Consider the following 19,214-nt stretch of genomic DNA (forward strand, 5'->3'; position numbering starts at 1 on the left):
CTGGATATCGGCGCGAAGCTTACTGCCCATATCCCAAACGCTGACGAAGAGCCTGCTCAAGACGCTGGGCGACCTCATCGAACAACGGCGGCGTGCCCAGCAGATCCTTGAGCTGCGTCATCTTCAAGCCGGCATAACCGCACGGGTTGATACGCTGGAAGGGCGCCATGTCCATATCCACGTTGAGTGCCAGGCCATGGAACGAGCAGCCTCGGCGTACCCGCAAGCCTAGCGAAGCGATCTTGTCACCACTGACATACACCCCTGGCGCATCCGCCTTCGGCGCGGCTTCGACACCGTAGCTGGCCAACACCTCGACCAGGGCCTGCTCCATGGTCGTGACCAGCTCACGCACCCCCAGATCCAGACGGCGCAGATCCAGCATCAGGTACGCAACCAACTGGCCGGGGCCGTGGTAAGTCACCTGGCCACCGCGCTCTACCTGGATTACCGGGATGTCGCCGGGCGCCAGCAGATGCTCGGGCTTGCCGGCCTGCCCCTGGGTGAACACCTGCGGGTGCTGCAGCAACCAGATCTCGTCAGGCGTGGCGTCGTCGCGCTCGGCAGTCAGCTTGCGCATCGCCTCGAGGGTCGGCAAGTAATCCACCACCCCGAGGTGACGCACGATAAGGTCGGCTGCCGCCACTAGAGCACCATGTGCACGCGGCCGGTGGCGCGCAGGTCGACATGGATCGCCTGCAACTGCTCGACACCGGTGGCGGTGATCAGCACCTGTACGGACAGGAAACGACCGTTGCGACTGTCGCGGGTCACCAGGGTATCGGCGTCGAGATCCGGCGCATGGCGCTGGATGACCTCGATCACCAGATCACTGAAGCCGTCACCGGCTTCGCCGATCACCTTGATCGGGTAGTTCGGGCAGGGGAATTCGATTTTCGGAGCTTGAACGTCGGTGTCGGTCATGGCAATTACTGCAGGCGTCTCGCCTGTCCAATGCAAGACGCCCCTATGCGGGGCGTCCTTGTGTAAGGGTTGGGTTCAATTGAACAACCCGTAGAAGAACAGTCGAATGCTATCCCACAGGCTGCGGAAGAAGCCACCTTCCTCGACAGCTTCCAGCGCCACCAGATCGGCACTGTGCACCACCTGATCACCCATCTTCACCTCGACCTTGCCGATCACGTCACCTTGAGCGATCGGGGCAATGATCTGCGGGTTGAGGGTCATGCTGGCCTGCAGCTTCTCCAGCTGGCCTTTCGGCAGGGTCAGGGTCAGATCCTGAGCCAAACCAGCCTTGACCTGAGAGGCCTGGCCTTTCCAGACCGGCGCCTGAGCCAGCTCGGTGCCCTTCTGATAGAAGGTGCGGGTTTCGAAGAAACGGAAACCATAGGTCAGCAGCTTCTGGGTTTCAGCGGCCCGGGAGCTCTCGCTGTCGGTACCGAATACCGAGGTGATCATCCGCGCGCCATCGCGTACGGCCGAGGCTACCAAACAGAAGCCGGCTTCATTGGTGTGGCCGGTCTTCAGACCGTCGACAGTACGGTCGCGCCACAGCAGCAGGTTGCGGTTGGGCTGCTTGATGTTGTTCCAGAGGAATTCTTTCTGCGAGTAGATGGCGTAGTGGTCGGCATCCTCATTGATGATCGCGCGAGCCAGAATCGCCATGTCGTGGGCGCTGGAATAGTGCTCAGGATGCGGCAGGCCGGTGGAGTTCATGAAATGACTGTTCTTCATGCCCAGACGCTCGGCGGTAGCGTTCATCATATCGGCGAAGGCGTCTTCACTGCCGGCGATGTGCTCGGCAATGGCGATGCTGGCATCGTTGCCGGACTGAATGATGATGCCGTGCAACAGGTCATCGACCGTGGCCTGGCTGTTCACCGGCAGGAACATGGTGGAGCCACCCGAAGCGGCACCGCCCGTGCGCCAGGCATGCTCACTGATGGTGACCATGTCCTGTTCGCCGATCTTGCCGTTGCGAATTTCCAGGGTGGCGATGTAGGCGGTCATCAGCTTGGTCAGGCTGGCAGGCGGCAGGCGCTCGTCGCCATTGTTCTCGACCAGGACGTTGCCACTGGCACCATCCATCAGCACATAGGACTTGGCTGCCAGTTGTGGCGGAGCCGGCAACGGCGCCTGGTTGGCCCAGGCGCTGGAGGCGCCGAGCAGCATAAGTGACAGGAAGATGCGTTGCGCGAAGCTGGTGATTTTCATCCGTCTCTCTAGATCGCTGATGGTCGAACAGGCCCTTGCGGGCAAATATGAAATGTCATCGCCGCACGCTGGCGGCGATTCACTGCTTAGTCAGGCGGCGGGCCGATAAGTTGCCAACGCCGAAGGGCTGTGCCCCTCAGTCCGCCTTGACCAGAGTCGCTTGCCCGAGATTGGCCACGCGGATGCTGTCACGCACTCGCTCAGCCTCGCCCTGGCTGTTGATCGGGCCCAGTCGCACGCGGTGCAATATCTGCTGGTTGCGCACCACTGAGTTGATGAACACCGGGGCAGTCACCGATTCGCTCAACTTGGCCTTGAGGAGCTCCGCAGCGTCGGGATTGGCGAAGGCTCCCACTTGGAGATACAGGCCAGACGCTGCGGCTGAAGCGTTTTTTTTTGAGTCGATCTGTACCGGCACGGTGGCGGCGGCATGCTGTTGCGGCGGCGGCGAGTACTGCTCTACCGGGGCACTGGCCAGCTGCAACTGGGCCGCCTGGGCGGGCTGAACCTTGGCCATCTGCGGCTGCGCCATCATCATCGGCACCGGACGCCCCTGCTGAGCCCACCACTCGGTCGGGTCGATACCTTCCACGCGAACCTGAGCGGTGCCCTTCTCGGCGTAACCGAGCTTCTTGGCGGCAGCGAAGGACAGATCGATGATGCGATCGGAATAGAACGGCCCACGGTCGTTGACCCGCAGGATCACGGTCTTGCCGTTCTCCAGGTTGGTCACTCGCACGTAGCTGGGCAGCGGCAAGGTCTTGTGCGCGGCGGTCATGCCGTACAGGTCGTAGGATTCGCCGTTGGCGGTAGCCTGGCCGTGGAACTTGGTGCCGTACCAGGAGGCCGGGCCGGTCGCGGTATAGCGGCGGGCATCGGCGATCGGGTAGTACTGCTTGCCGAATACCACGTAAGGGCTGGACTTCACCGGGCCGTAATGCGGCATGGGGATGGCGTCCTGGATTTTCGAGACGTCTACATCCCACCAGGGCGCACCGTCCTTGTGCGGGCGGTTGAAATCGGATGGCCCGGAAATCGAACCACCGGAAGATGGCACCGGCGCGGTGCCTGTCGGCGCACGGCTGGAGGAACAGCTCGCCAGCAGCAGCGCAACGATGCCGCACACGGCCAGTTTGAATGGCAACCCCGTCATTGATTGGCACCTCGGGCCTGAACCAGCAACTCGGACAACTGATTGACCGCCATGGCATACATCACGCTGCGGTTGTAGCGGGTAATGACATAGAAGTTGGGTTGGCCAATCCAGTATTCGGCACCCTCTGCGCCTTCGAGGCGGAACGCGGTTACCGGCAGATCATCGGCCAGCTCGTCGTTGCTCGACCAGCCCAGAGCGCGCAGTTCGGCCACGTTCTTTTCCGGATCGAGGCCGGTACTCAGGCCCTGATCGACCTGCTCTCCCTCGACCGTGGCAAGGCTCGCCACCGGCTGCCCCGGCTGCCAGTTGTGACGCTTGAAATAGCTGGCAACGCTGCCGATGGCATCCACCGGGTTGCTCCAGATGTTGATGTGGCTATCGCCGTCGAAGTCCACCGCGTAGGCGCGGAAACTGCTCGGCATGAACTGCGGCAGGCCCATGGCGCCAGCGTAGGAACCTTTCAGGCTGGCCGGATCGACCTGCTCTTCACGGGTCAGCATGAGGAACTCGCGCAGCTCCTTGCGAAAGAATGGCGCACGCGGCGGGTAATCGAAGGCCAGGGTGGACAGCGCATCGATGACCCGGTAGCTGCCGGTGTTGCCGCCGTAAGACGTCTCTACGCCGATGATGGCGACTATGATCTCGGCAGGTACGCCGTATTCTTTTTCGGCACGCGCCAAGGCTTCGGCGTGTTCGTTCCAGAACGCCACGCCCTTATTGATACGAGCGTCGGTAATGAAGATCGGCCGGTATTCCTTCCACGGCTTGACCCGCTCGGCCGGACGCGAAATGGCGTCGAGAATCGCCTGTTTGCGCTCCACACCGGAGAACAGCGTACTCAGTTGCTCGCTGGCAAAACCGTAATCACGAGTCATCTCGGTGATGAACTCGCCGACCTGCGGCGAATTCGCATATTCGTTGGCAGCCATCGCCTGTGGAGCCCCAAGCAGGCCGGCGACCGCCAGCCAATGTGCATGTCGTGCGGCCCAGCCACGCAAAATCTGCATTGAATTCATAACCCCAATCAAGCCTGAGCAATCCACTTACGGTGCGTGTGGATGGACATCAGAATTCCGAAACCCGACAACAACGTAATCAAAGACGTGCCGCCATAACTGATAAACGGCAGCGGCACACCCACTACCGGCAACAAACCACTGACCATGCCGATATTGATGAAGACATAGACAAAGAAGGTCATGGTCAGACCACCGGCGAGCAGCTTACCGAACAGCGTCTGCGCTTGCACGGTAATCACCAGACCGCGCGCAATCAACAGAATGTACAAGAGCAGCAACAGACAGACACCAATCAGGCCAAATTCTTCGGCCAAAACGGCAATGATGAAGTCCGTGTGGCTCTCCGGCAAAAAATCCAGGTGCGACTGGGTGCCAAGCAACCAGCCTTTACCGAACACGCCACCCGAGCCGATCGCCGCCTTGGACTGGATGATGTTCCAGCCCGCGCCCAGCGGATCGCTCTCCGGATTGATGAAGGTCAGCACCCGGCGTTTCTGGTAGTCGTGCATGACGAAAAACCACATCGCCACGGCAATCGGCGCGATGGCGGCGACGGCGCCGGCGATCCAGCGCCATTGCAGCCCGGCCATGAACAGCACGAAGGCGCCGGAGGCGAGAATCAACATCGAAGTGCCCAGATCCGGCTGCAGCAGGATCAGCACGAACGGCGTGACGATCAGCCCGAGGCTGACGCAAACGTGCTTGAAGCTCGGCGGCAGACTGCGCTTGGCCAGGTACCATGCCATGGTCGCCGGCATCAGGATCTTCATGAACTCCGACGGCTGGAAGCGGATCACCCCGGGGATGTTGATCCAGCGCGTGGCACCCATGGCGTTGTGGCCCATGACGTCCACCACCACCAGCAGGCCGACGCCGCACAGGTAGCCCAGCGGCACCCAGCGGGCCATGAAGCGTGGTTCGAACTGGGCGATCACCACCATCGCCACCAGACCGATGCCAAAGGAGGAGGCCTGCTTCATCAGCAGATCGACGTTCTTGCCGCTGGCCGAATAAAGGATGAACAGGCTGCCGGTGGCGAGCAGCAACAGCAGCAGCAACAGAATGCCGTCGATGTGCAGGCGCTGCAGCAGGCTGGAGCGACGACGCAGAACGTCGTCGGTGGAAAGCGTGCGGTCGAAGCTACCGGTCAGGCTCATCGATGCTTCACCTCTGCGTTGAGCGGTGCCGAGGCACCTGGCGTAGCGTATTCGGCCTTGAGTTGACCGTTCTCGTCGAGCAGCCAGGCATCCATCACCTGCTTGACCACCGGCGCGCCCACAGCGCCGCCCGACTCACCGTTCTCGACCATCACCGCCACCACGATCTGCGGGTTCTCGGCCGGGGCGAAGGCGACGAACAAGGCATGGTCACGATGACGCTCCTGCACCTTGTTGCGGTCGTACTTCTCGCCCTGCTTGATCGCCACCACCTGGGCGGTACCGCTCTTGCCGGCGATGCGATAGGCGGCACTGTCGCCCACCTTGCGCGCCGTACCCCGAGCGCCGTGCATCACCTGCTCCATGCCCAGTCGCGCGTAATCCCAGGTCTTGGGATCGCGCAGCAGGATATCGGGAATCGGATTGTCGTCGAGAGGCATCTTGCCATCGACGCTCTTGGCCAGGTGCGGGCGAATCCACTTGCCGCGACTGGCCACCAGCGCCGTGGCCTGGGCCAGTTGCAGCGGCGTGGTCTGCATGTAGCCCTGACCGATCCCCAGAATCAGCGTTTCGCCGGGGTACCAGGGCTGACGGTAACGGGCGCGCTTCCAGTCGCGCGACGGCATCAGGCCGGCGGTTTCCTCGAACATGTCCAGCGATACCCGCTGACCGAGGCCGAAACGGCTCATGTAGTCGTGCAGCCGGTCGATACCGAGCTTGTGCGCCAGATCGTAAAAGTAGGTGTCGTTCGAGCGGGCAATGGCCAGGCTCAAATCTACCCAGCCATCGCCAGTGCGGTTCCAGTTGCGGTACTTGTGGCTATGGTTGGCCAGTTGGTAGAAGCCGGGGTCGAACACGCGCGAAGTCGGCGTGATCACGCCAGCATCCAGACCCGCCACGGCCACCATTGGCTTGATCGTCGAGCCCGGCGGGTAGAGGCCGCGCAACACGCGGTTGTACAACGGCCGGTCGATGGAATCGCGCAGGTCGGCGTAGGCCTTGAAGCTGATGCCGGTGACGAACGGATTGGGGTCGAAGCTGGGCTGGCTGACCATGGCCAGCACCTCGCCGGTCGACGGCTGGATTGCCACCACCGAGCCACGCCGACCACCCAGTGCATTCTCGGCAACCTCCTGCAGGTGCACGTCCAGGGTCAGCACGATGTCCTTGCCGGGCAGCGGGTCGGTGCGATTGAGCACGCGCAACACGCGGCCGCGGGCGTTGGTCTCGACCTCTTCGTAACCGACCTTGCCGTGCAACTGATCTTCGTAGAAACGCTCGATGCCGGTCTTGCCGATATGGTGAGTACCGCTGTACTCCACCGGGTCGAGCTCCTTGAGCTCGCGCTCGTTGATGCGTCCCACGTAACCGACCGAGTGGGCGAAATGCTCGCGCTGCGGATAGTGGCGCACCAACTGGGCCACCACCTCGACGCCAGGCAGGCGGAACTGGTTCACCGCCAGCCGGGCGATCTGCTCTTCACTGAGCTCGAACAGCACCGGCACCGGCTCGAACGGCCGCCGCCCCTGGCGTACACGCCTCTCGAACAATTCGCGATCATCGGGGGTGAGCTGCAGCACCTCGACGATCACGTCCAGCACCTGCTCCCAGTCACCGGCACGCTCGCGGGTAAGGGTCAGACTGAAGCTGGGCCGGTTGTCGGCAATGATCACCCCGTTGCGGTCGTAGATGAGCCCGCGGTTCGGCGGGATCGGCTGCACGTGGATGCGATTGTTCTCCGCCAGCGTGGAGTGGTACTCGTACTGGATCACCTGCAGGTAATACATGCGGGCGATCAGCGCCAGGGTCAGCACCAGAAAAAGCACGCCACCGACCAGCGTGCGTCTGCGGATGAGGCGCGCGTCCTTTTCGTGGTCTTTGAGGCGAATCGGCTGGGGCATCGGGATCGCTGACTACTTGTGATAAGGGTGACCGGACAACACCGTCCAGGCACGATAAATCTGTTCGCCGACCAGTATCCGTACCAGCGGGTGAGGCAAGGTCAATGGCGACAGCGACCAGCGCTGTTCGCTGCGCGCCTGGACTTCCGGCGCCAGCCCTTCCGGGCCGCCGACCATGAGATTGACGGTGCGCGAATCCAGGCGCCACTTGTCGAGTTCGACCGCCAATTGCTCGGTACTCCAGGGCCGCCCTTCGACTTCCAGGGTGACGATGCGTTCCCCGGGCTGCACCTTGGCCAGCATGGCTTCGCCTTCCTGGCGGATCATCCGCACCACGTCGGCGTTCTTGCCGCGCGTGGTCAGGGGAATTTCCAGCAGTTCCAGGGACAGCTCGGACGGCATGCGTTTGGCATACTCCTGCCAGCCGTCTTCGACCCAACGCGGCATGCGCGAGCCGACCGCAATCAGTTTGATGCGCACGACAGCCGGCCCTTACTCGCGCTCGATGCCTTGCTGCGCACGGCTCTGCTCGGCGCCCTGCCACAGACGTTCCAGGTCATAGAACTGGCGAGCGGTAGGCAGCATCACGTGAACGACGATATCGCCCAGGTCGAGCAGTGCCCATTCGCCGCTGTCCAGGCCTTCGCTGCCGATCGGCCGCACGCCCTGCTCCTTGGTCTTTTCCAGCACGTTGTCGACCAGCGACTTGACGTGACGGCTGGAGGTGCCGCTGGCGATCACCATGTAATCGGTGATGCTGGTCTTCTCGCGCACATCGATGGTGGTGATGTCCTGCGCCTTGATCTCTTCCAGTGCTGCGATGGCCACTTTGACCAGGTCTTCACTGTGCATGGTTTGCTTCGTCATAACTAACTCGTTTGCCTCGTGTTCGATTTACCCACGGTACAGTCCATGGGCATTGATATAAGCCAGTACCGCATCGGGCACCAGAAAGCGCACCGATCGGCCGCTCGCCAGCAGCGAACGGATCTGGGTGGCAGACACCGCCAGCGGTGTCTGCCAGATGAAAGAAATCTGCCCCGCCGGCCCGTCGAGCGCCAGTGGGTCGGCAATATTGCGTGCCGCCAGCAGGTCACGCAGCGGCTCGCTCGCCTCGCTGTCGGCATCCGGGCGCTGCAGCACCAGAATATGGCAGTGGCGCAGCAACTCGTCCCAACGGTGCCAGGCTGGCAAACCGCAAAAGGCATCCCAGCCCAGGATCAGAAACAACTGATCATCCGCTGCCAGTTCGCCCCGCAGCGACTCCAGGGTGTCGATACTGTAGGACGGTTTGTCGCGCCGCAGCTCGCGGTCATCCACCTGCAACTGCGGCAATCCCGCCACTGCCTGCTCGACCATCGCCAGGCGATCCTGCGCCCCAACCTGAGGGGTTTCCCGGTGCGGTGGACGTGCACTGGGGATCAGCCGCAGCTCGTCCAGCCCCATGAACTCGACCACCTCCAGCGCTGCGCGCAGATGGCCGATGTGCACCGGATCGAAGGTACCGCCCAACAGTCCGATGCGTTTGCGGCTCGCCATCAGGTGCGCACGTGACCGTCGCCGAATACCACGTACTTCTCGCTGGTCAGCCCCAACAGGCCAACCGGCCCGCGGGCGTGCAGTTTGTCGGTGGAAATACCGATCTCCGCGCCCAGGCCATACTCGAAACCATCGGCGAAACGCGTCGAGGCGTTGACCATCACCGAGCTGGAATCCACCTCGGTGAGGAAGCGCCGCGCATCACTGAAGTTCTCGGTAATGATCGCGTCGGTGTGCTGCGAACCATAGGTGTTGATGTGCTCGATGGCAGACTCCAGCGAGTCGACCACGCGGATCGCCAGGATCGGCGCGTTGTACTCGGCATGCCAGTCGTCTTCGCTGGCTTCCAGCACGTCGCTGCCCAGCAGCGCGCGGGTCTGCGCATCGCCGCGCAGTTCGACGCCCTTGTCACGGTAGATGGCGGCCAGCGGCGGCAACACGCGCGCGGCGATATCGACATGCACCAGCAGGGTTTCCATGGTGTTGCACGGCGAGTAACGCTGGGTCTTGGAGTTGTCGCAAACGCGGATGGCCTTGTCGAGGTCAGCGGCGATGTCGACATAAACGTGGCAAACCCCGTCCAGGTGTTTGATCACCGGCACCTTGGCTTCACGGCTGATGCGCTCGATCAGGCCCTTGCCGCCACGCGGCACGATCACGTCGACGAACTCGGGCATGGTGATCAGCGCTCCGACGGCGGCACGATCCGTGGTCTCCACGACCTGCACCGCACTGGCCGGCAAACCGGCTTCGGCCAGGCCTGCCTGGATGCAGCGGGCGATGGCCTGATTGGAATGAATCGCCTCGGAGCCGCCACGCAGAATGGTGGCGTTGCCCGATTTCAGGCACAGGCTGGCCGCATCGATGGTCACGTTGGGCCGCGACTCGTAGATGATGCCGATCACGCCCAGCGGTACACGCATCTTGCCGACCTGGATGCCGGAAGGCAGGTAACGCATGCCCTGGATCTCGCCGATGGGATCCGGCAGCGTGGCGACCTGACGCAGGCCTTCGATCATGCTGTCGATCACCTTGGGCGTCAGCGCCAGGCGGTCGAGCATGGCCGGTTCCAGGCCGTTGGCGCGGCCGGCGGCCAGATCCAGTTCGTTGGCGGCACTCAGCTCGGCGCGCGCGGCGTCGAGCGCAGCGGCGGCGGCCTGCAGGGCCTGGTTCTTCTGCGCGGTGCTGGCCCGCGCGAGCACGCGCGAAGCCTGGCGGGCGGCGCGGCCCAGGCGGGTCATGTAGTCAAGCACGGACTCGGTCATGGCAACTCAGGTCTGGCAGTTGGAAAAAGTTGCTGATTATAGCGGTCATGCCGCCCCGCGCACAGCGGCGCCTGGCAGAAGGTTGTTTCGAGCTGCAAGCTGCAAGCCACAAGCTTCAAGTTAAAGGTGAATCGGCGCTCTTCCAGCTTCTGGCTTGAAGCTAATTGCTATGATCTGCCGCGCTTCGCAACATGACAGGAAACCCATTCCCACACGGATGGGTCGAAGCCTGCGTTCTCTCGTCTGAAGGATGCCCACCGATGAGCCAGTGGCTCGACAGTCTCACCACCTGGCTCGCGGCCAACCCGCAGTGGCTGGGCCTGGCGATCTTTCTGATCGCCTGCATCGAATGCCTGGCCATCGCCGGCATCATCGTTCCCGGCACGGTACTGTTGTTCGCCGTTGGCGTGATGGCCGGCAACGGTGCCCTGAGCCTGTGGGAAACCCTGGCGCTGGCGTATTTCGGCGGCCTGCTCGGCGACGCCATTTCCTACGCCCTGGGCCGCTACTTCCATCAGGACATCCGCCGCTTGCCTGGCTTGCGCAGCCACCCCCAGTGGCTCAACGGCGCGCAAACCTACTTCGAACGTTATGGCGTCGCCAGTCTGCTGCTCGGCCGCTACATCGGCCCACTGCGGCCGATGCTGCCAATGGTCGCGGGCATGCTGAGCATGCCGATTGGCCGCTTCATCGCCGTCAGCATGCTGGCCGCCGCTGGCTGGGCAATCGCCTATCTGCTGCCTGGCTGGGCGGCCGGTGCTGCCTTGCGCCTGCCTCTGCCAGCGGGTTTCTGGCCCCAGGCCGCCGTCGTCGCGGCCGGTCTGGCACTGCTCCTGATACTCACCATCCAGAGCAGCCTGCGCGAACAGCACCAGGCCAGCCTGATCGCTGCCGGCCTGGGCGCGATTCTGCTGCTCGTCCTGTTCATCGGCTGGCCGCACCTGATCCAGCTGGATCAGGGCCTGATGACCCTGATCCAGGAGGAGCGCAATCCGCGCTTCGATCATGTGGCGGTACTGATCACCCACTTCGGTGACTTCGACGTGCAACTGGCGGTCGCCATCCTGCTCTGTGTTCTGCTGCTGCTCGCCCGCAAGTGGCAGGCCCTGCTGTTCGCCAGTGGCGCCATGCTCAGCACCGCTCTGGCCAATGGCGCCCTCAAGGGACTGTTCGAGCGGGCGCGCCCCGATGTGTTGCTCGAGCCCCTGAGCACCTACAGTTTCCCCAGCGGGCACAGCTCGGCGGCCTTCGCGTTCTTCCTGGTCACGGCCGTGCTTGCCGGCCGCGGACAACCTGCCCGTCTGCGGCTGACCTGGATACTGCTCGCCTGTCTACCGGCACTCAGCATCGCCCTGTCGCGTGTCTACCTGGGTGTGCATTGGCCGAGCGATATCATCGCCGGCGCCTTGCTGGCCAGCAGCCTGTGCGCACTGAGCCTGGCGCTGATGCAACGCTATGCATCACTGCCTCCGCTGCCGACGAAGGTCTGGGGGGTGGTCGTGCCGAGCTGCGTAGTGCTGCTGACCAGCCTGGCACTGTGGCGGATGTCGGCAGGGGTGGAGATCTACCGCTATTGAGCAGGGCCGTCGCCCTGTAACTGCTCGACCAGATCCTGCAGCATGGCCAGGCGCTGCGCGGCGTCCGGCTCGGCCAGCAAGGCGATCTTCTGCTCGGCGTTGAACGGCAGCAGGTAGCCGAGCTTGTTGGCCAGTTCGGACTGGCTTTCGGCACTGCCGCCCATGTCCAGGCTGGCGACCATCGGGTGTTCGGCCAGCGCGCCAAGCAGCGCCAGCAGATCGGCATGCTCCTCGTCCAGCGGCTGTTGAGGCTCTTCTTCGAGCCATTCGACCTGGGCCAGGGTCAGCTTGTCCGGCAGCACCTGCGCCTGCTTGACGCGAAAGCGTCGGCCACCTTGCACCCGGATACCCAGCAGGCCGTTGGGGCGCTGCTGGAAATCGCTGATGATCGCCTCGCAGCCCATCTGGGCGATGCGTTCGGCGACCTCGCCCACCTCTGCGCCCTCGACGATGCACACCACGCCAAAGCCTTCGCCCTGTTTCATGCAGCGGCTGATCATGTCCAGGTAGCGCGCTTCGAATATCTGCAGATCCAGCACGCAGCCGGGAAACAGGACGGTGTGCAACGGGAATAAAGGTAGGGTCATTGGGGTTCTCAGTTCAGAAAGACGATAGCCAATGGCAACAGGATGGCCGTGAGCACACCCATCAGGCTCATGGCCAGGGCCGCGAAGGCACCGCACTCCTCGCTCTCCTGCATGGCCCGCGAGGTGCCGACCGCATGGGCGGTCATACCCAGGGCCATGCCCAGGGCAGCGTGATGGCGCACACCGCACCAGCGCAACAGTGACGGCCCGATGATCGCCCCCAGCACACCAGTGATCATCACGAACACCGCAGCCAGCGCTGCCAGGCCGCCGATCTGGCTGGCTACCAGCATGGCAATCGGCGAAGTCACCGACTTGGGCGCCATGCTCATCAGCATATTGTGCTCGGCGCCCAATACCCAGGCCAGGGCGACGCCGAGCGCGGTCGCGACCGCCCCGGCGATCAGCAACGTGAGCACGGTGGGCCAGAATACCTGGCGGATACGCCTGAGGTTGAGGTACAGCGGCACCGCCAGGGCGACGGTAGCCGGGCCGAGAAAAACGGTCAGCGCCTCGGCGCCGGTTTTGTATTCCGTGAAGGTCAACCCGCAGAGCAACAGAATGGCGATGACCAGCATCGTCGACACCAGCACCGGCTGCAGGAATACCCAGCGGGTCTTCTCATAGGCGGCAATCGCCAACTGATAGGCGCCCAGGGTGATGCCCGCGCCAAACAGCGGATGATGGGTAACGGCCATCCAGGCAGCATGCCAGTCGAGCATCATCCTTCCCCCCGACGGCGCGCCTGGCGCTCGATCAGTTTCTGCATCATCCAGCCGGCGAACACCAGGGACAGGATCAACGACAGCACCAACGCACCGATCACCGCCCAGAAATCGGCGACGATCGCCTCGGCGTAGGCCATCACCCCCACGGCCGGCGGCACCAGCAGCAGCGGCAGGTACTTGAGCAGGCTGCTGGCGGCCTGCTGGATCGGCTCGTCGACCTCACCGCGACAGAGCAGAAACACCACCAACAGCAGCATGCCGAGAATCGGCCCTGGCAGCATCGGTAGAAACAGTGCATTGATTGCCGTGCCAAGCAGTTGGCACAGCACCAGCCAGAACAGGCCACGAAGCAACATGGAAACTCCCCTCAGACGCTGGGCAGGCACCCCAAGCGGGACGCACCACCTTACTAAGACGGCCATTATAGGCAGGTAACGCAGGTGGCTTAACAGTGTGCGAACGCATGCCACGACGCAGTAGCACGCGCATTTTACCTGCCTGGGCGTCGCCAGACGCTTTACGGCATACTGCTGTATCGCTCATCCGACCTGGACGCCCCGCATGTTCCGCCTCGCGCCTTTGGCCCTGATTCTTTTCCTCACAGCCTGCGGCCAGAGCACACCCTTGCTGCCTCCCGACGCCATCCTGCCTGACGGTTCGCGCTATCACGGTAACGTGGTCGATGGCCTGCTGCAGGGCAAAGGGCGTCTGGATTACGCCGATGGCAGTTGGTTCATCGGCCACTTCCTCGATGGCCAGCGCCATGGTGCCGGTGAGTGGCATGGCGCCAATGGCGAACATTATGTTGGCGAATTCAGCGCGGGCAGTTTCGACGGCCAGGGCACGCTGAAGAATGCCGACGGCAGCCAATACAGCGGCGGTTTCGCCAAAGGTCGTTTCAGTGGCGAAGGGACTCTGGAGGAAGCCGGGCAGATCTACCGTGGACAATTCCGTGATGGCCGCTTCCACGGTCTGGGCACTCTGGAGCAGGCAGACGGCAGTCGTTTCCAGGGCCGCTTCGTAAAAGGCCTGCCGGATGGCCAGGGCGTGCGCGAGGACGAACTCGGTAACCAACTCTCCGGCCATTTCGCGGGCGGCCAGCTCAAAGGCGCCGGCAACTACCGCAGCAGCGAAGGCGATAGCTACGACGGCGAATTGCAGGACAGCCTGTTCCACGGCAAGGGCCGCTATCAGAGCGTGACGGGCGATATCTGGAGCGGTACTTTCGTAGCAGGCTCCCTCAGCGGCCAGGGCGAATACACCGGCAGCGACGGCAGCCGCTATCAGGGACAATTCAGGGATTGGCGCTACCAGGGTGAAGGCCGCCTGCAACAGGCGGATGGCAGTCGCTTCGATGGCCGCTTCACCAATGGTCGCTTCCACGGCGAAGGCACTCTGACACTGGCCGACGGCACGCGCCAACAGGGCACCTGGCAGCGCGGCCTGCGGGTACGTGACGAAAACGGCCAGGCCCTACCGGATCCGCTCGAAATCGGCCTGCTGAAACAGGGCGAGCTGCTCGACCAGGCCATCGCTGCGCTGCCACAGTCCACCCCACGCAGCGAACTCTATGCCCTGACGCTGGCCGGCGACGGCAAGCAGAGCGTGTTCCTGCGCGAAGCCGACTATGTCGCAAACCTGCTCTCCGAGCGTTTCTCCGCCTATGGTCGCATCACCCTGGCCAACCATCGCGACCACTTGGCCGACCGCCCGCTGGCGACCCGGGAAAACCTGCGCCGCGCCGTGCAAGCCATCGCCGAGCGCAGCGGCCCGGAAGACTTGGTGTTCATCTACCTGACCAGCCACGGTTCGCGCGGCCATGAACTGAACCTGGATCAGCCACGCCTGCAGCTGGCCGATCTGCCCGCCGACGAGTTGGCCACGCTGTTGCAACCGCTGGCCGACCGGCACAAGGTGGTGGTGATTTCCGCCTGCTACTCCGGAGGCTTCATCCCGGCCCTGAAGGACGACAAGACCCTGCTGATGACCGCCGCACGCGCTGACCGGGTGTCGTTCGGCTGCTCCGAAGAAGCCGACTTCACCTATTTCGGTCGGGCGCTGTTCGCCGAGGCGCTGCAGCAGACGGACGACCTGCAACGCGCGTTCGATCTGGCCAGCGCTGCCGTCGCAGAACGCGAACAGACCGATGGTTTCGAGCCATCCGAGCCGCAGATATGGGCTCCGCCTGCCGTACTGAAGCACTGGAATGCACTGCGTCAGCAACCAAGCGAAGCGGCCGTGAACGATAAATCGGCCGCAGCTCCCTAAATCAGGGTCTGTAGGAAAAATCACCGAGTGCAGGTACTTTTCGTACAGAGCCAAGAATCGAAACAGCAGTCGAGGATCGACCATGTACCTGACACCCCAGCACATTCTTCTGGCAGGCGCCTCCGGCATGACCGGCGAGCACCTGCTGGATCGCTTGCTCAACGAACCCACCGTCGAGCGTGTGCTGGCTCCGAGTCGCAGGCCGCTGGCCGAACATCCCCATCTGGAAAACCCGGTCGGGGAACTGCTCGACCTGTTGCCCACGCTCAATGGCCCGGTGAATACCGCCTTCTGCTGCCTGGGCAGCACCATCAAACAGTCGGGATCGCAAGATGCCTTCCGCGCGGTCGATCACGATCTGGTGGTGGCGTTCGCCAAGCGCGCCCTGGAGCTGGGCGCGCGGCATCTGCTGGTGGTCAGCGCTATCGGTGCCGACCCGCGTTCCTCGGTGTTCTACAACCGCATCAAGGGCGAAACCGAGGAAGCCCTCAAAGCGCAGGGCTGGCCGCAACTGACCCTGGCTCGCCCTTCCCTGCTGCTTGGCCCGCGCAACGAGTTCCGCCTCGGCGAGCGCCTGGCAGCACCGTTCATGCGCTGGCTGCCAGGCAAGCACCGCGCCATCGACGTGACCGCCCTGGCCCGTGCACTGTGGCGCCTGGCCCTCGAAGAAGACCAGGGCCTGCGCGTGGTCGAGTCGGACGAACTGCGCCGCCTGGGCCGCTGAGGGCGACCTTCATAGCCGGGCGCGCGGGTCGAGCGGATCGATCATCCCGGCGACGATGGCCATGCCCACCAGATCGGCGAGGCGTTCGGCCTGCATGCGCTTCATCACCCGCGCCCGATACAGGTCGACGGTCTTCACGCTGATCGCCAGTTGCTCGGCGATTTCGCGGTTGGTGTAGCCCTGCACCAGCGGCAGCAACACGTCACGCTCGCGCGGGGTGAGGCTGGCCAGGCGTTCCTGCAACTGGCTGTAGCCGCTGCTGCCGGAGCGCCTGGCGTCGATGCTGCTGAGCGCCTGCTGCACGCTGTCGAGCAGCAGTTGCTCGTTGTAGGGCTTTTCGATGAAGTCGCGGGCGCCGGCCTTGAACGCCCGCACCACGATCGGCACGTCGGCATGGCCGCTGACGAAGATCACCGGCAGGTCGAGGCCGCGGGCGCGCATTTCCTCCTGCACGTTCAGCCCGCCCATGCCAGGCATGCGCACGTCGAGCAGCACGCAGGCGTTGAGGCTGGCGTCGCAGGCCTCGAGAAAGGCACGGCCGCTGGTGAAGGGCACGGCCTTGAGACCGACCGACTCGAACAGCCAGACGGTCGAGTCGAGCATGCCCTGGTCGTCGTCGACCACATAGACCAGTTGTTGCTGTTGCAGGGTCATCCGTTATTCCTCTTATTGTTTTCCGCGATCCCTGGCAGGCGGCCGCCGCTGCCAGGGGCCTGTCTCATGCATCCACGTCGTCGCTGCGTGCTGGCGGCAGGCGACAGGTCAGGCACAGGCCGCCGCCCGGATACGGCCGGGCCTCCAGCGCGCCGCCGAAGCCCTCGACGATGCTGCGGCTCATCGACAGCCCGAGCCCCAGGCCATCCGGCTTGCTGGTGTAGAACGGGGTGAAGATCCGCTGCAGTTCGTCCTCGCCAAGCCCCGGCCCCTGGTCGCAGACCCTGACGTGCAGGGCGCCGTCGGCCGCCGCCGTGGCCTCCAGCAGGATATCCGAGGCCTGCCCCGGGTGCGCCTCGCGGTTGGCGTCGATGGCGTTGCGCAGCAGGTTGAGCAGCACCTGCTCCAGCAGCACCCGGTCGGCGTACACCGCGGGCAGGCCGGCCGGCAAGCGCTCCTGGATCAGCACCTGGCTGGCGCCGGCCTCCCAGGCGCACAGGCGCACCGCCTCGCGCGCCACTTCGGCCACGTCGAGCGCCTGCATGCGCCGCTGGCCCTTGCGCAGGAAGGCGCGCAGCCGCTTGATCACCGCGGAGGCGTGGTTGGCATGTTCGGTGATGCGCAGCAGGCCCTGGGCCACGCGCTCGACGGCCTGCGGGTTGCGGCCCAGGGACTGCAGGTAGCGCTGGCTGGCGCTGGCGTAATTGACCACGGCGGCCAGCGGCTGGTTGATTTCATGGGCGATGCCCGAGGCCAGCTCGCCCAGGGTCACCAGGCGCGCGGTATGCGCCAGCTCGTCCTGGTGCCGGCGCTGCTGCGCCTCGCGCAGTTCGCGCTCGGTCATGTCGCGCGCCACCAGCGAGTAGTAGCGCTCGCCCCCCGCCGCCCGGTGCGCCAGCAGCACCAGCGAGACCGGCACCGAGACGCCGCCGTGCAGCGGCTGCAGGCGGCAGTCGTCGCTCCACACCCCGGTTCGCTCGGCGGCGCTCCAGCCGGCATGCCGCAGGCGCAGCAGGTCGTCGCTGGCGAACAGCTCGGCGAGCGTCGGCATCGCCTGCCCGTCGCCGAGTTCGAGCATGCGCCGGGCGGCCGGATTGAGGTAGGTGACCAGGCCCTCGGGGTCGAGGAACAGCACCGGGTCGGTGTTGGCTTCCACCACTTCGGCCAGGCGCCGCTTGTTCTCTTCGGCCTGCACCCGCGCGGTGATGTCCCGCGATACGCTGACCACCTCGACCACCGCGCCGGTATAGGTTTCGCGGATGGCCCGGCTGGCGGTCTCGAACCAGAGATAGTGGCCGTCGCGGTGGCGGATGCGGAAGGTCATGGTGTGGTAGCCGTCCTGCTCCAGCGCATCCCGGGCGCGCTGCACCAGTTGCGCCAGATCCTGGGCATGGAACAGGCCCTGGGCCGGCCGCCCGCGCAGCGACTCCGGCCAGTAGCCGAGCAGCGTCCAGGACGCTGGCGACGCATCGAGGAAACGCCCGTCCGGGGTGTGCCGGGAAATCAGGTCGGTGGTGTTCTCGGTGATCAGCCGGTACAGACGCCGCGCCTTGGCCGCCTCGCGCTCGGCGCGAATCTCCCGGGTGGCGTCGCGGCAGCGGGCCAGCACCCGGTTCTCCTGCGGGTCGGGAATGAAGACCCAGATCAGGATGCGCTCCCCACACTCGGCCTCCACCTCCTCGATGGCCCGCCGCTGCGCCAGGCAGGCGCGCACCAGCGAGCGGTGGTTCACCGGCAGGAAGCCGGCCACCTCGCTCAACGGCCGCTCGGCGAGCAACGCCAGCAGCGCGGCATTCAGCTCCAGCGGGCGCGCCCGGGCGTCCAGCAGCAGGCTCGGCTGCGGATCGTGGCCCAGCAACGGCGAACCGCGCAGCAGGCCGTTGGCCATGGCCAGCAGGGTGCCCAGCAGCTCCGCCACCCAGCCCAGCCAGTCGAGGCTCACGCCTTCGTGCACCTCGACCAGCAGCAGCCCGGCCTGGCCCGGCTGCAGCGCCAGGTCGAACACCTGGCCATGGCTGATGGCCGCGCGGCGCAGGCGGCCGGACAGCCAGCAGTCGAGCAGGCGCAGCCGATCCAGGGCGATGCGCCCCTCGTCGGCCAGCCGCTCGAACAGCGCCTGGTCGCTGGCCAGCATGGGATCGCCCTGGCCCGGCGGCAGGTGCTGGGCGCTGCCCTCGTGGCTGTAGATACGCGCGCCTTCCTGCCAGCTCAGGTAGAACGCCTGGCGCACCTCGGGGCAGCCGCGCAGCGCCTGGCACAGGGCGTCGGCGCGGGCCGCCAGCGGCACGCCTTCACGCTGCAGGCGCAACCAGGTATGCAAGCGAACCGGGGTATGAGTCATCGGGGCTCCTGTCTCGAAGGGAGCCCAGCATATCGCCACGCCGCGCGGATGGCTGTATACATTCAGCACGACGCCATCGCATATAGTAGATATACCATAATACTCAGGTATTACTTCCATACA

Annotated in this window: 19 protein-coding genes; 3 read left to right on the plus strand and 16 right to left on the minus strand. The window is 64.5% G+C overall.

Annotated features, from left to right (window positions below):
• Nucleotides 1–19: 19 nt before the first annotated feature.
• The 11 genes from lipB to DNK10_RS02280 form a co-directional block, all read right to left on the minus strand.
• A complete protein-coding gene (gene lipB, locus DNK10_RS02230) occupies nt 20–646 on the minus strand; it encodes a lipoyl(octanoyl) transferase LipB (protein ID WP_131190443.1) in 627 nt (208 codons plus the stop codon).
• Complete coding sequence (locus DNK10_RS02235; RefSeq protein WP_131178781.1) at nt 646–924, minus strand: DUF493 domain-containing protein; 279 nt, start codon at nt 922–924, stop codon at nt 646–648. The genes lipB and DNK10_RS02235 overlap by 1 nt, the downstream gene beginning before the upstream one ends.
• Nucleotides 925–999: 75 nt before the next feature.
• Nucleotides 1,000–2,175, minus strand: coding sequence for a D-alanyl-D-alanine carboxypeptidase family protein (locus DNK10_RS02240; protein WP_131190444.1), 1,176 nt, complete (start codon nt 2,173–2,175; stop codon nt 1,000–1,002).
• A gap of 136 nt (nt 2,176–2,311) precedes the next feature.
• Nucleotides 2,312–3,328, minus strand: a complete 1,017-nt coding sequence (locus DNK10_RS02245) for a septal ring lytic transglycosylase RlpA family protein (protein WP_131190445.1) — start codon at nt 3,326–3,328, stop codon at nt 2,312–2,314.
• A complete protein-coding gene (mltB, locus tag DNK10_RS02250) occupies nt 3,325–4,338 on the minus strand; it encodes a lytic murein transglycosylase B (RefSeq protein ID WP_131190446.1) in 1,014 nt (337 codons plus the stop codon). Before mltB ends, DNK10_RS02245 begins: the two co-directional genes overlap by 4 nt.
• A 17-nt stretch (nt 4,339–4,355) precedes the next feature.
• Entirely contained in the window at nt 4,356–5,501 is a 1,146-nt protein-coding gene (rodA, locus tag DNK10_RS02255) for a rod shape-determining protein RodA (RefSeq protein WP_131178961.1), read from the minus strand.
• Between the two features lie 2 nt (nt 5,502–5,503).
• Nucleotides 5,504–7,408: a penicillin-binding protein 2 gene (mrdA, locus tag DNK10_RS02260; RefSeq protein WP_131178777.1), complete on the minus strand. Its 1,905-nt coding sequence runs from the start codon at nt 7,406–7,408 to the stop codon at nt 5,504–5,506.
• 12 nt (nt 7,409–7,420) lie between these two features.
• Entirely contained in the window at nt 7,421–7,888 is a 468-nt protein-coding gene (gene rlmH / locus DNK10_RS02265; RefSeq protein WP_131178776.1) for a 23S rRNA (pseudouridine(1915)-N(3))-methyltransferase RlmH, read from the minus strand.
• A gap of 12 nt (nt 7,889–7,900) precedes the next feature.
• Nucleotides 7,901–8,260 carry a ribosome silencing factor gene (gene rsfS / locus DNK10_RS02270; RefSeq protein WP_131178960.1) on the minus strand — a complete coding sequence of 120 codons (360 nt, stop codon included), beginning with the start codon at nt 8,258–8,260 and terminating at the stop codon, nt 7,901–7,903.
• Between the two features lie 42 nt (nt 8,261–8,302).
• Complete coding sequence (gene nadD, locus DNK10_RS02275; protein WP_131190447.1) at nt 8,303–8,947, minus strand: nicotinate-nucleotide adenylyltransferase; 645 nt, start codon at nt 8,945–8,947, stop codon at nt 8,303–8,305.
• Complete coding sequence (locus DNK10_RS02280) at nt 8,947–10,212, minus strand: glutamate-5-semialdehyde dehydrogenase (protein WP_131190448.1); 1,266 nt, start codon at nt 10,210–10,212, stop codon at nt 8,947–8,949. Before DNK10_RS02280 ends, nadD begins: the two co-directional genes overlap by 1 nt.
• A gap of 260 nt (nt 10,213–10,472) precedes the next feature.
• Between DNK10_RS02280 and DNK10_RS02285 the strand changes: the two genes are divergently transcribed.
• The gene (locus tag DNK10_RS02285; RefSeq protein WP_131190449.1) at nt 10,473–11,789 is read left to right on the plus strand and encodes a bifunctional DedA family/phosphatase PAP2 family protein; all 1,317 of its coding nucleotides are present in this window, start codon (nt 10,473–10,475) and stop codon (nt 11,787–11,789) included.
• Here DNK10_RS02285 and DNK10_RS02290 read toward each other — a convergent pair.
• From DNK10_RS02290 to DNK10_RS02300, 3 genes are read right to left on the minus strand one after another with little or no spacing between them, the layout of a single operon-like run.
• The gene (locus DNK10_RS02290) at nt 11,783–12,376 is read right to left on the minus strand and encodes an LON peptidase substrate-binding domain-containing protein (protein WP_131190450.1); all 594 of its coding nucleotides are present in this window, start codon (nt 12,374–12,376) and stop codon (nt 11,783–11,785) included. The two genes, DNK10_RS02285 and DNK10_RS02290, sit on opposite strands and share 7 nt — an antisense overlap.
• A gap of 8 nt (nt 12,377–12,384) precedes the next feature.
• On the minus strand, nt 12,385–13,101 hold the full coding sequence (locus DNK10_RS02295; RefSeq protein WP_131178770.1) for an LrgB family protein: 717 nt from the start codon (nt 13,099–13,101) through the stop codon (nt 12,385–12,387).
• The gene (locus tag DNK10_RS02300; RefSeq protein WP_131178769.1) at nt 13,098–13,460 is read right to left on the minus strand and encodes a CidA/LrgA family protein; all 363 of its coding nucleotides are present in this window, start codon (nt 13,458–13,460) and stop codon (nt 13,098–13,100) included. Before DNK10_RS02300 ends, DNK10_RS02295 begins: the two co-directional genes overlap by 4 nt.
• Nucleotides 13,461–13,665: 205 nt before the next feature.
• On the opposite strand from DNK10_RS02300, the gene DNK10_RS02305 reads away from it, so the two are divergent.
• On the plus strand, nt 13,666–15,372 hold the full coding sequence (locus DNK10_RS02305; RefSeq protein ID WP_131190451.1) for a C13 family peptidase: 1,707 nt from the start codon (nt 13,666–13,668) through the stop codon (nt 15,370–15,372).
• 82 nt (nt 15,373–15,454) lie between these two features.
• On the plus strand, nt 15,455–16,096 hold the full coding sequence (locus DNK10_RS02310) for an oxidoreductase (RefSeq protein ID WP_131178767.1): 642 nt from the start codon (nt 15,455–15,457) through the stop codon (nt 16,094–16,096).
• A gap of 9 nt (nt 16,097–16,105) precedes the next feature.
• Here DNK10_RS02310 and DNK10_RS02315 read toward each other — a convergent pair whose 3' ends face one another.
• Nucleotides 16,106–16,750, minus strand: coding sequence for a response regulator transcription factor (locus DNK10_RS02315; protein ID WP_131178766.1), 645 nt, complete (start codon nt 16,748–16,750; stop codon nt 16,106–16,108).
• Nucleotides 16,751–16,814: 64 nt separating this feature from the next.
• Entirely contained in the window at nt 16,815–19,091 is a 2,277-nt protein-coding gene (locus tag DNK10_RS02320) for a PAS domain-containing sensor histidine kinase (RefSeq protein ID WP_131190452.1), read from the minus strand.
• Nucleotides 19,092–19,214 lie beyond the last annotated feature (123 nt).

Origin of the sequence: Phytopseudomonas daroniae (assembly GCF_004327275.1) — a bacterium.
Taxonomy (GTDB): Bacteria; Pseudomonadota; Gammaproteobacteria; order Pseudomonadales; family Pseudomonadaceae; genus Aquipseudomonas; species Aquipseudomonas daroniae.

Excerpts from the sequence above, each read along its gene's own strand:
- DNK10_RS02235 (WP_131178781.1), bottom strand. The coding sequence starts at position 924 with ATGACCGACACCGACGTTCAAGCTCCGAAAATCGAATTCCCCTGCCCG.
- DNK10_RS02240 (WP_131190444.1), bottom strand. The coding sequence starts at position 2,175 with ATGAAAATCACCAGCTTCGCGCAACGCATCTTCCTGTCACTTATGCTG.
- DNK10_RS02245 (WP_131190445.1), bottom strand. The coding sequence starts at position 3,328 with ATGACGGGGTTGCCATTCAAACTGGCCGTGTGCGGCATCGTTGCGCTG.
- mltB (WP_131190446.1), bottom strand. The coding sequence starts at position 4,338 with ATGCAGATTTTGCGTGGCTGGGCCGCACGACATGCACATTGGCTGGCG.
- mrdA (WP_131178777.1), bottom strand. The coding sequence starts at position 7,408 with ATGCCCCAGCCGATTCGCCTCAAAGACCACGAAAAGGACGCGCGCCTC.
- rsfS (WP_131178960.1), bottom strand. The coding sequence starts at position 8,260 with ATGCACAGTGAAGACCTGGTCAAAGTGGCCATCGCAGCACTGGAAGAG.
- nadD (WP_131190447.1), bottom strand. The coding sequence starts at position 8,947 with ATGGCGAGCCGCAAACGCATCGGACTGTTGGGCGGTACCTTCGATCCG.
- DNK10_RS02280 (WP_131190448.1), bottom strand. The coding sequence starts at position 10,212 with ATGACCGAGTCCGTGCTTGACTACATGACCCGCCTGGGCCGCGCCGCC.
- DNK10_RS02285 (WP_131190449.1), top strand. The coding sequence starts at position 10,473 with ATGAGCCAGTGGCTCGACAGTCTCACCACCTGGCTCGCGGCCAACCCG.
- DNK10_RS02290 (WP_131190450.1), bottom strand. The coding sequence starts at position 12,376 with ATGACCCTACCTTTATTCCCGTTGCACACCGTCCTGTTTCCCGGCTGC.
- DNK10_RS02295 (WP_131178770.1), bottom strand. The coding sequence starts at position 13,101 with ATGATGCTCGACTGGCATGCTGCCTGGATGGCCGTTACCCATCATCCG.
- DNK10_RS02300 (WP_131178769.1), bottom strand. The coding sequence starts at position 13,460 with ATGTTGCTTCGTGGCCTGTTCTGGCTGGTGCTGTGCCAACTGCTTGGC.
- DNK10_RS02305 (WP_131190451.1), top strand. The coding sequence starts at position 13,666 with ATGTTCCGCCTCGCGCCTTTGGCCCTGATTCTTTTCCTCACAGCCTGC.
- DNK10_RS02310 (WP_131178767.1), top strand. The coding sequence starts at position 15,455 with ATGTACCTGACACCCCAGCACATTCTTCTGGCAGGCGCCTCCGGCATG.
- DNK10_RS02315 (WP_131178766.1), bottom strand. The coding sequence starts at position 16,750 with ATGACCCTGCAACAGCAACAACTGGTCTATGTGGTCGACGACGACCAG.
- DNK10_RS02320 (WP_131190452.1), bottom strand. The coding sequence starts at position 19,091 with ATGACTCATACCCCGGTTCGCTTGCATACCTGGTTGCGCCTGCAGCGT.